This is a genomic window from Phenylobacterium sp., assembly GCF_044236515.1.
Lineage (GTDB): Bacteria > Pseudomonadota > Alphaproteobacteria > Caulobacterales > Caulobacteraceae > Phenylobacterium.
In genome coordinates this window covers 1-8627 of record NZ_JBIIGK010000127.1, presented here as the reverse complement: position 1 = coordinate 8627, position 8627 = coordinate 1, and the positions used below count along the sequence as shown (strand labels likewise).

Annotated in this window: 10 protein-coding genes; 7 read left to right on the top strand and 3 right to left on the bottom strand. The window is 72.6% G+C overall.

Going from position 1 to position 8627, the window contains the following annotated elements:
• The 7 genes from ACILRF_RS12295 to ACILRF_RS12265 form a co-directional block, all read left to right on the top strand.
• On the top strand, positions 1-1106 hold a 1106-nt coding region (locus ACILRF_RS12295; protein WP_395673282.1), incomplete at its 5' end, for an aldehyde dehydrogenase family protein.
• 13 nt (positions 1107-1119) lie between these two features.
• Positions 1120-1779 carry a nicotinate-nucleotide adenylyltransferase gene (locus tag ACILRF_RS12290; protein WP_395673280.1) on the top strand — a complete coding sequence of 220 codons (660 nt, stop codon included), beginning with the start codon at positions 1120-1122 and terminating at the stop codon, positions 1777-1779.
• 129 nt (positions 1780-1908) lie between these two features.
• Positions 1909-2289: a ribosome silencing factor gene (gene rsfS, locus ACILRF_RS12285; RefSeq protein ID WP_395673278.1), complete on the top strand. Its 381-nt coding sequence runs from the start codon at positions 1909-1911 to the stop codon at positions 2287-2289.
• Positions 2290-2520: 231 nt separating this feature from the next.
• Complete coding sequence (locus tag ACILRF_RS12280) at positions 2521-3576, top strand: aspartate-semialdehyde dehydrogenase (RefSeq protein WP_395673276.1); 1056 nt, start codon at positions 2521-2523, stop codon at positions 3574-3576.
• Positions 3577-3586: 10 nt separating this feature from the next.
• Positions 3587-4051, top strand: a complete 465-nt coding sequence (rlmH, locus tag ACILRF_RS12275; protein ID WP_395673274.1) for a 23S rRNA (pseudouridine(1915)-N(3))-methyltransferase RlmH — start codon at positions 3587-3589, stop codon at positions 4049-4051.
• On the top strand, positions 4052-4891 hold the full coding sequence (locus ACILRF_RS12270) for a murein hydrolase activator EnvC family protein (protein ID WP_395673273.1): 840 nt from the start codon (positions 4052-4054) through the stop codon (positions 4889-4891).
• Positions 4892-4962: 71 nt separating this feature from the next.
• Complete coding sequence (locus tag ACILRF_RS12265) at positions 4963-6357, top strand: S41 family peptidase (RefSeq protein ID WP_395673271.1); 1395 nt, start codon at positions 4963-4965, stop codon at positions 6355-6357.
• Here ACILRF_RS12265 and ACILRF_RS12260 read toward each other — a convergent pair.
• The 3 genes from ACILRF_RS12260 to ACILRF_RS12250 all read right to left on the bottom strand — a co-directional run.
• Positions 6354-6737 (bottom strand): very short patch repair endonuclease, encoded by a 384-nt coding sequence (locus tag ACILRF_RS12260; protein WP_395673269.1) that lies wholly within the window; start codon positions 6735-6737, stop codon positions 6354-6356. The two genes, ACILRF_RS12265 and ACILRF_RS12260, sit on opposite strands and share 4 nt — an antisense overlap.
• A 40-nt stretch (positions 6738-6777) precedes the next feature.
• Positions 6778-7767: a cysteine synthase A gene (cysK, locus tag ACILRF_RS12255; RefSeq protein ID WP_395673267.1), complete on the bottom strand. Its 990-nt coding sequence runs from the start codon at positions 7765-7767 to the stop codon at positions 6778-6780.
• Between the two features lie 112 nt (positions 7768-7879).
• Positions 7880-8627 (bottom strand): DNA cytosine methyltransferase (locus ACILRF_RS12250; protein WP_395673265.1); only part of this gene is annotated, 748 nt, incomplete at its 5' end.

The following is an 8627-nucleotide window of genomic DNA, read 5'->3' as shown; positions in this document are numbered from 1 at the left end:
AGCCGTCGCGCGGCCGGGTGCTGGAGACCGTCCGGCACGAGGGCTGGAGCGTCGAGCAGGTGATGGCGCCGCTGGGCGTCGTCGGCTTCGTCTTCGAAGGCCGGCCCAACGTCTTCGCCGACGCGACAGGGGTGATCCGGGCCGGCAACACCGTCGTCTTCCGCATCGGCTCCGACGCCCTGGGGACGGCCCGCGCCATCGTCGGCGCCGCGCTGGACCCGGCCCTGGCCGCCGCCGGCCTGCCGGAGGGCGCGGCGGTGCTGGTCGACAGCGCGGCTCATGCCGCCGGCTGGGCCATGTTCGCCGATCCCGGGCTGGCCCTGGCGGTCGCGCGCGGCTCTGGTCCCGCCGTCGCCCAGCTCGGCGCCATCGCTCGGGCCGCCGGCACGCCGGTCAGCCTGCACGGCACCGGCGGCGCCTGGATGATCGCCGACGCCAGCGCCGAGGCCGGCCGGTTCTACGCCGTCGCCTACCACTCGCTGGACCGCAAGGTCTGCAACACCCTGAACGTCTGCTGCATCGTGCGCGAACGAGCCGGCGACCTGCTGCCGGTGTTCCTCGACGCGGTCCGTCAGGCCGGCGCCCGGCGCAAGGGCTTCAAGCTGCACGTGGCGGAGAGAGACCTGCCGTTGATCCCGGAGGCGCTGCGCAGCGCCCGCGGACCCGTGGTCCGGGCCGAGGGCCCGCGTGAGGAAGCCCTGGTCGAGGCGATCGCCGACGCCGATCTCGGCCGCGAATGGGAGTGGGAGGAGACCCCCGAGGTTTCGCTGAAGATCGTCGACAGCGTCGAGGACGCGGTGGCGCTGTTCAACGCCCACAGCCCGCACTTCGTCGCCAGCCTGATCGCGGCCGACCCGGCCGCCCACGTCCGGTTCTACGAGACCATCGACGCGCCGTTCGTCGGCGACGGCTTCACGCGCTGGGTCGATGGCCAGTATGCGCTGAACAAGCCCGAGCTTGGCCTTTCCAACTGGGAGAACGGCCGGCTGTTCGCGCGCGGCGGCGTGCTGGCCGGCGACGGCGTCTTCGCCGTCCGCGCCCGCGTCCGCCAGGACGACCCCCACCTCGACCGGGCGGGCGCGCCGACGCCGCCCCGTCCGGCCTAGGTCGGCCCGGGCCATGTGGTTCGCCGGCCCGGCGCGCCGGACGCCGCCGGCCGGGCGTCCGGGCGGCCTGCGGCTTGGCTTCCACCTGGAGCCCGGCATGCGGGTCGGCCTCTACGGCGGCTCGTTCAACCCGGCTCACGAAGGCCATGCCCATGTGGCGGAGACCGCCCTGCGCCGGCTGGGCCTCGACCGGGTGATCTGGCTGGTCTCGCCGCAGAACCCGCTGAAGCCGACCCACGAGACCGCCGACCTGGCGAACCGCATGGCGGGGGCGCGACGGATGGCCAACGGGCCGGCGATGATCGTCTCCGACGCCGAGACCCGCCTCGGATCGCGCTACACCATCGACACCCTGCGGGCCCTGAAGGCGCGCCATCCGGGGGTGAAGTTCGTCTGGATCATGGGCGCCGACAGCCTGGCGAGCTTCCACCGCTGGCGCGGCTGGACCCAGATCATGGAGGAGGTTCCGGTGGCGGTCGTCTCGCGGCCGTGGATCTCGATGAAGAGCCGGTTCTCGCCCGCCGCGATCCGCTTCCGCCGGTTCCGTCGGCCCTCGGCGCAGGCGCGGGGCCTGGCCGCCGCACCGGCGCCGGCCTGGGTGTTCCTGCGCGGGCGCTTCAACTTTCAGTCCTCGACCCTCCTGCGGGAACGGATGCGCCGCACGAAGTCTTGAGCGTTTCGTGAGACCGGCTGACCCGGGCCCCCGCCCGTGCTAGGCTGGTCCCAGCGAGGACAACAAAGGAGCACCCCGCTGAACCGTGAAGCCGCGCCCCGCGCGCCGGAGACGTCGAAGGAAGCCCCCGTGGGCGCCGACGCCTCCCAAGATGGCCAGGACCGCATCGCGGCGCTGGAAGAGTTGATCCTGACCCGCCTGGACGACGACAAGGCCCAGGACGTCGTGTTCATCGATCTGAAGGGCAAGAGCGCCGTCGCCGACGGCCTGATCGTCGCCTCGGGCCGTTCGCACCGACACGTCGGCGCCATGGCCGACCACCTGCTCCGCACGCTGAAGGACGAGGGCTATGGCAAGGTCCGGGTCGAGGGCCTGCCGCATTGCGACTGGGTGCTGATCGACACCGGCGACGTCATCGTCCACCTGTTCCGGCCCGAAGTCCGCACCTTCTACAACATCGAGAAGATCTGGGCGGTGGACTCGCCGCACCGGACGCCGGCCGCGCAGTAGCCGCCGGCTGACGGTTTACAGCGCCGCCGCGGACCTGTAATGGCCGCGGCGATGCGCGACGCGACCATCATGATTATTACCCGCAAATCGACCCGCCTGGCGCGGGGCGAAGCGGGTGCGTGCGCGGTCTAACCGGCACAAACTCCAGAAGCCCCGCCTGATGCGCGGGGCCTCCAGACGACCGGACCAGCCAAGCGACATCAGGCCTCACACCGAAGAGGTCCTTTCCAGATGTCCGTTCTCGAACAACTCCGCCCCGATGCCGCCGCCGTGCAGCGCGGGCTGTCCGTCGCCATCGTCGGCGCCACCGGCGCGGTCGGCGGCGAGCTGATCCGCGTGCTGGAGCAGCGGCAGACGCCGGTGCGATCCCTGCGCCTGCTGGCCTCGGCCAGGTCGGCCGGCCGCACCCTGTCGTTCCGCGGCGAAGCGGTGACCGTCGAGGCCCTCGGCGACGACAGTTTCGACGGTGTCGACCTGGCGCTGTTCGCCGTCGATTCCGACACCGCGCGGCTCTATGCGCCGAAGGCCCGGGCCGCCGGGGCCCTGGTGGTCGACAATTCCTCGGCCTTCCGCATGGACCTCGACACGCCGCTGGTCGTGCCGGAGGTCAATCTGGAGACCCTGCGCCACCACCGCGGGATCATCGCCAACCCGAACTGCGTGGCCATCCTGCTGACCGTCGCCGTCGCCCCGCTGCAGCGGGCGTTCGGGCTGCGGCGTCTGCAGGTGGCGACCTATCAGGCCGCGTCCGGCGCCGGCCAGCCGGCGATGGAGGAGTTGCTGGCCTCGACCCAGGCGCACCTGGCCGGCGAGGCCTATCCGCCCAAGGTGCTGCCGCACCCCTATGCCTTCAATGTCTTCAGCCACAACGACACCGTCGACCTCGAGACCGGCTACAACGGCGAGGAGGCCAAGGTGATGGCCGAGACCCGCCGCATCCTGGCTTCGGCCAGCCTGCCGATCGGCATCACCTGCGTGCGGGTGCCGGTGCTGCGCGCCCACACCATGGCGGTGACCGCCGAGTTCGATGCGCCGGTGCCGCCGGTGGCGGTGCGCGAGGCGCTGGCCGGCGCGCCGGGGGTGCGGATCGTCGACGACCGGGCCGCCAACCACTTCCCGATGCCGTGCGAGGCGCAGGGCCAGGGCGAGGTGCTCGTCGGCCGCATCCGCCGCGACCTGGGCGACCCGTCGGGCCGCTCCGTCGCCCTGCTGGCGGCCGGCGACCAGCTGCTGAAGGGCGCGGCGCTGAACGCGGTGCAGATCGCCGAGAAGGTGCTGCTGGGGTAAGACGGCGGCGATGAGAATCGCCATCGTCGCCATCGGCCGGCTGCCGCGTTCGCCCGAGGTCGAGCTCGTGAAGCTCTACGCCGAGCGGGCGACCAACGCCGGCCGGTCCCTGAGCCTGGGGCCCGTCGAGGTGGTCGAGGTCGAGGCGCGCAAGCCGGGCAAGGCGGCGGAGGCGGAGGCGCTGCGGCCGCACCTGGCGGACGCCCACGTCATCGCCTGCGACGAGCGCGGGACGGCGCGCCCGTCCCGCGCCTTCGCCGAGGAGATGGCCGTGCTGCGCGACCGGGGCGTCCGGCGGCTGGTGTTCCTGATCGGCGGCGCCGACGGCCTGGACCCCGCGCTGGTCGCCGAGGCGAGCGGCAAGCTGGCGTTCGGCCCGCAGACCTGGCCGCACGCATTGGCCCGCGCGATGCTCGCCGAACAGGTTTATCGTGCGGTCTCAATTCTGGCGGGTTCGCCCTATCATAGGGATTAGATGCGGACGGGAGTTCTCCTTGGCGGGTGCGGTGCGCTGATGCTGGCCGCCGGCCTGGGCGCGGTCGCCCTCGCCCAGACCGGCGAGCGGCTGGCGCGCCTGAACATCCAGGAGACCGAGCTGTCCGCCGAGCAGGCCCGCAACATGAACCAGCTGGCGCGGATGCTGTCGGTGCTGGAGCAGATCCGCCGCGACCCGCCGCCGGCGCTGCTGGTCTCGCCGGCCGACGCCAAGGACGCGGTGCGCGCCGCCATCCTGGTCAAGGCCATGACCCCCGAGCTGCAGGCGCGGGCCCGGGGCTATGCCACCGCCGCGGGCGAGATGATGCGCCAGCGGCGGCTGGCGGCGGTGCAGAGCGAGGCCCTGTTCACCACCGAGAGCCGGGCCGCCGAGGCGGCGCCGGAGGCGGACCTTGGCCTGCCGGCCCAGGTGCCCCTGCCCGGCGGCGTCCTGCGCGCGCCGGTCAGCCTGACGCGACCCGTCGCGGCGCCGCTGTCGCGCCGGTTCGGCAGCGACCTGCCCGGCGGCGGTAAGGCCAACGGTCTGAGCTTCCAGGCGCCCGCCAAGGCGCAGGTCGCCAGCCCCGGCGGCGGGACCGTGCAGTACGTCGGCCCGGTGAAGGGCTGGGGCGTGATCGTGATTTTAAGGCTGGCGGGCGGCTACCATCTCGTGTTGGCTGGCCTGGAGACACCGTCCGTCGTCGTCGGACAATCGGTCGCGCCGGGCCAGCCTGTCGGACGCATGCCGGATGGTCGACATTCGACTTCGGAACTCTATCTGGAGGTAAGGAACCAGGGAACGCCGGTCGATCCGGCGCCTTGGTTGGAAAATCCGGGCTGAGCGCCGACGGCGCCATGGGGGCCGGACAAAGCAAGGCGGCGCGAGCCGCAGAGGGAGCCTGAGCGAAGGCTATGAAGAAGTATCTCCTGATCGGCGCGTCGGCCTTCGTGCTCGGCGCTGGCTCCATGGCCTACGTCAGCCAGCAGGCGAGCGCGGCGGCGCCGTCGCGGGCCAAGACCTACCAGATGCTCGGCCTGTTCGGCGACGTGCTCGACACCGTCGAGCGGCAGTACGTCACCGACGTCGACGACACCAAGCTGATCCAGGCGGCGATCGACGGGATGCTGACGTCGCTCGATCCGCACTCCGGCTACCTCGACCCGTCCAACTTCGACGACATGCGCGACCAGACGCGCGGCGAGTACGGCGGCCTCGGCATCGAGGTCACCAGCGAGGACGGCGTGGTCAAGGTGATCTCGCCGATGGACGACACGCCGGCCGCCCGCGCCGGGGTCAAGGCCGGCGACTACATCACCGCCGTCAACGGCGACAGCGTGCTGGGCCTGACCGTCAACGAGGCGGTCAAGCAGATGCGCGGCAAGGCCGGCGAGACCGTCACCCTGACCATCGCCCGCGAGAAATCCGACCCGTTCGACGTCAAGCTGGTCCGCGAGGTGATCAAGCCGAAGTCGGCGACGGCCAAGATGGAAGGCGAGTTCGGCGTCCTGCGGATCTCGACCTTCAACGAGAAGACCACGGAAGAAGCCGAGGCGGCGTTCGCCGGGCTCAAGGCCAAGAACCCGAAGATGAAGGGCCTGATCCTCGACCTGCGCAACAACCCCGGCGGCCTGCTCGACCAGGCGGTGGCGGTGTCGGACCTGTTCCTGGAAGGCGGCGAGATCGTCAGCCAGCGCGGCCGCGACGCCCGCGACGTCGAGCGCTACAACGCCCGGGCCGGCGACATGACCGGCGGCATGCCGATCGTCGTGGTGGTCAACAACGGCTCGGCCTCGGCGGCGGAGATCGTCGCCGGCGCCCTGCAGGACCGCAAGCGGGCCGAGGTGGTGGGGCTGACGACCTTCGGCAAGGGCTCGGTGCAGACGGTGATCCCGCTGCGCGGCGGCATGGACGGGGCGCTGAAGCTGACGACGGCGCGCTACTACACCCCGTCGGGCCGCTCGATCCAGCGCACCGGCATCGAGCCTGACCTGGAGGTCGCCTCGACCCGCGAGGAGGCCCAGAACATCGCCAACCGGGCGTTCCAGTTCTCCGAGGCCTCGTTCCGCAACGCGCTGAACGCCGACGAGGGCAAGGCCCGCCGCGGCGCCCACGAGCCGGCGGAGGCGCCGCCGGAGAGCTTCGACGTCAAGAAGGACTTCCAGCTGGCGCGGGCCGCCGACGTGCTGCGCAACGGCTCGGTGGCGGCGACGCCCAAGCTGCCGAAGCCGACGGCCAAGCTCGCCAGCGTGGTCGGCGCGAAGTCGCCGGTCGCGGCGGTGAAGCCGCCGCAGGCCAACCAGGACTAGGACCGGGCGGTCTCGGTCAGCAACTTCCGGAGGCGGGCGTCGAGGGCGCCCGCCTCTTTCATTTCGCACTCCCAGATCGTCTCGACGCGCCAGCCGGCGGCCTGAAGGGCGGCGGACGAGGCGGCGTCCCGCGTGCGGTTGCGGCCGATCTTCGCCTGCCAGTACTCGGCGTTCTGCTTGGGCGCCCGCGCGCCACGCGCACAGTCGTGGCCGTGCCAGAAGCAGCCGTGGACGAACAGCGCCAACCGCCGGGCGGGCAGGACGACGTCCGGGGTGCCGGGCAGGTCCTTGCGATGCAAGCGGTAGCGCGCGCCGAGCGCGGTCAGCGCCCGACGCACCGTCAGCTCCGGCCCGGTGTCGCGCCCCTTGACCCGCCGCATGACGGCGGAGCGCTTCTCCGGCGGGAAGACGTCGGTCAGCTCAGAGCCCCTCGAAGAGGGCGGTGGAGACGTAGCGTTCGGCGAAGCTCGGGATGATGGCGACGACCAGCTTGCCGGCCATGTCGTCGCGCATGGCGACGTCGAAGGCGGCGGTCAGGGCGGCGCCGGAGGAGATGCCGACCGGGATGCCTTCCTCGGCGGCCGAGCGGCGGGCCATGGCGAAGCTGTCCTCGTTGGAGACCTGCACGACCTCGTCGATGACGCCGCGGTCCAGGATCGAGGGCACGAAGCCGGCGCCGATGCCCTGGATGCGGTGCGGGCCGGGGGCGCCGCCCGACAGCACCGGCGAGGCGACCGGCTCGACGGCGATCATGCGGACGGAGGGCTTCCTGGCCTTCAGCACCTGGCCGACGCCGGTGATGGTGCCGCCGGTGCCGACGCCGGCCACCACGGCGTCGACCCGGCCCTCGGTGTCGTTCCAGATCTCCTGGGCGGTCGAGACCCGGTGGATCAGCGGGTTGGCGACGTTGTCGAACTGCTGCGGCATCACCGCGCCGGGGGTGGCCTCGACGATCTCGCGGGCCCGGGCGACGGCGCCGGACATGCCCTTCTCGGCCGGGGTCAGCTCGAGCTTGGCGCCCAGCAGCAGCAGCATCTTGCGGCGCTCGATCGACATGCTCTCGGGCATCACCAGGGTCAGCTTATAGCCCTTGGCGGCGGCGACGAAGGCCAGGGCGATGCCGGTGTTGCCGCTGGTCGGCTCGACGATGGAGCCGCCCGGCTTCAGCACGCCGGTGGCTTCCAGGTACTCGATCATGGCGACGCCGATGCGGTCCTTGACCGAGGCGATCGGGTTGAAGAACTCGAGCTTGGCGACGACTTCGGCTTTCGGTTTCAGCGCCGCGGTCAGGCGCGGCAGCCGCACGAGCGGGGTGTCGCCGATGGTGTCGATGATGGAGTCGAAGATCCGGCCCCGGCCGGCGCGCTCGTAGCGGGCGGCGTCGTAGGCATGATCGGGGGTGGAATCCATGGCGGGCCTCTCGCGGCTCTGGTGACGACGTTCGCCGCGACCCTAAGCCTTCCGGGCGGGATTGGAAGCGGGCCGGCGCCCAAGGAATCTTGCAGGCGGCGTCAGCGGCTCTTCAGGCGCGAGCCGACGCCCTGGCCGGAGCGCCCGCAAGCAGCGGCTCGAGCAGGTGGGCGGCCAGCCAGCGGACGACCGGCGCGGCGACGCCGTCGCCGGCGACGTGCAGGGCTGCGGTCGCGGTGCTGGGCAGGCGATAGCCGTCCGGCAGGCCCATCAGCCGCGCCGCCTCGCGCGGGGTCAGGAGGCGCGAGCGCACCTGACCGGCGTCGACCACCACCAGCGCCTGGCGCGACGAGCCGCCCCGAGGCGTGCGCAGGCAGCCGGCGAGGCCGTCGAAGCGCACCTCGGCCCGCTGGACCGAGCGGCCCGCCTCCTTGCGGGTCCGGCGGAAGACGCCGCCGACCGCCCGCCCGCCGCGCTCGCGCAGAGCGTCGATGCGAGCGCGGTGCAGGGGCGCCATCAGGGCCAGCAGGCGCTCGGTCCGCTCCGGCGAATGCCACAGGCAGGCCTCGTCCGGCTCCAGGAGGGCGGCAAGGTCGGTGTTGCGCTTCGGCGGAGCAGGCGCGTTCCACCAGACCCAGCGCTCGGCGAGGTCCGGCGGCAGGGCCGCGTGGGCGGCGAGGACCGCGCGGGTGTGGAAGGCGCTGGCGCCGGTCAGCCGGGCCGGCGGCCCCTGGCGGGTCGCGATCACGAACACCCGGGGGCGCGACTGCGGCAGGAAGGCCGCCGCATCGATCTCCAGCGCGCCGAACCGGTAGCCCTGCGACGCCAGCGCCCGGGCCAGGGCGGCGAAATCGGCCCCG

What these genes read in the sequence shown, in the direction of transcription:
- cysK (WP_395673267.1), bottom strand. Translation starts at nt 7,767, where the DNA reads ATGGATTCCACCCCCGATCATGCCTACGACGCCGCCCGCTACGAGCGC.
- ACILRF_RS12270 (WP_395673273.1), top strand. Translation starts at nt 4,052, where the DNA reads ATGCGGACGGGAGTTCTCCTTGGCGGGTGCGGTGCGCTGATGCTGGCC.
- ACILRF_RS12265 (WP_395673271.1), top strand. Translation starts at nt 4,963, where the DNA reads ATGAAGAAGTATCTCCTGATCGGCGCGTCGGCCTTCGTGCTCGGCGCT.
- ACILRF_RS12290 (WP_395673280.1), top strand. Translation starts at nt 1,120, where the DNA reads ATGTGGTTCGCCGGCCCGGCGCGCCGGACGCCGCCGGCCGGGCGTCCG.
- rlmH (WP_395673274.1), top strand. Translation starts at nt 3,587, where the DNA reads ATGAGAATCGCCATCGTCGCCATCGGCCGGCTGCCGCGTTCGCCCGAG.
- ACILRF_RS12260 (WP_395673269.1), bottom strand. Translation starts at nt 6,737, where the DNA reads ATGCGGCGGGTCAAGGGGCGCGACACCGGGCCGGAGCTGACGGTGCGT.
- ACILRF_RS12280 (WP_395673276.1), top strand. Translation starts at nt 2,521, where the DNA reads ATGTCCGTTCTCGAACAACTCCGCCCCGATGCCGCCGCCGTGCAGCGC.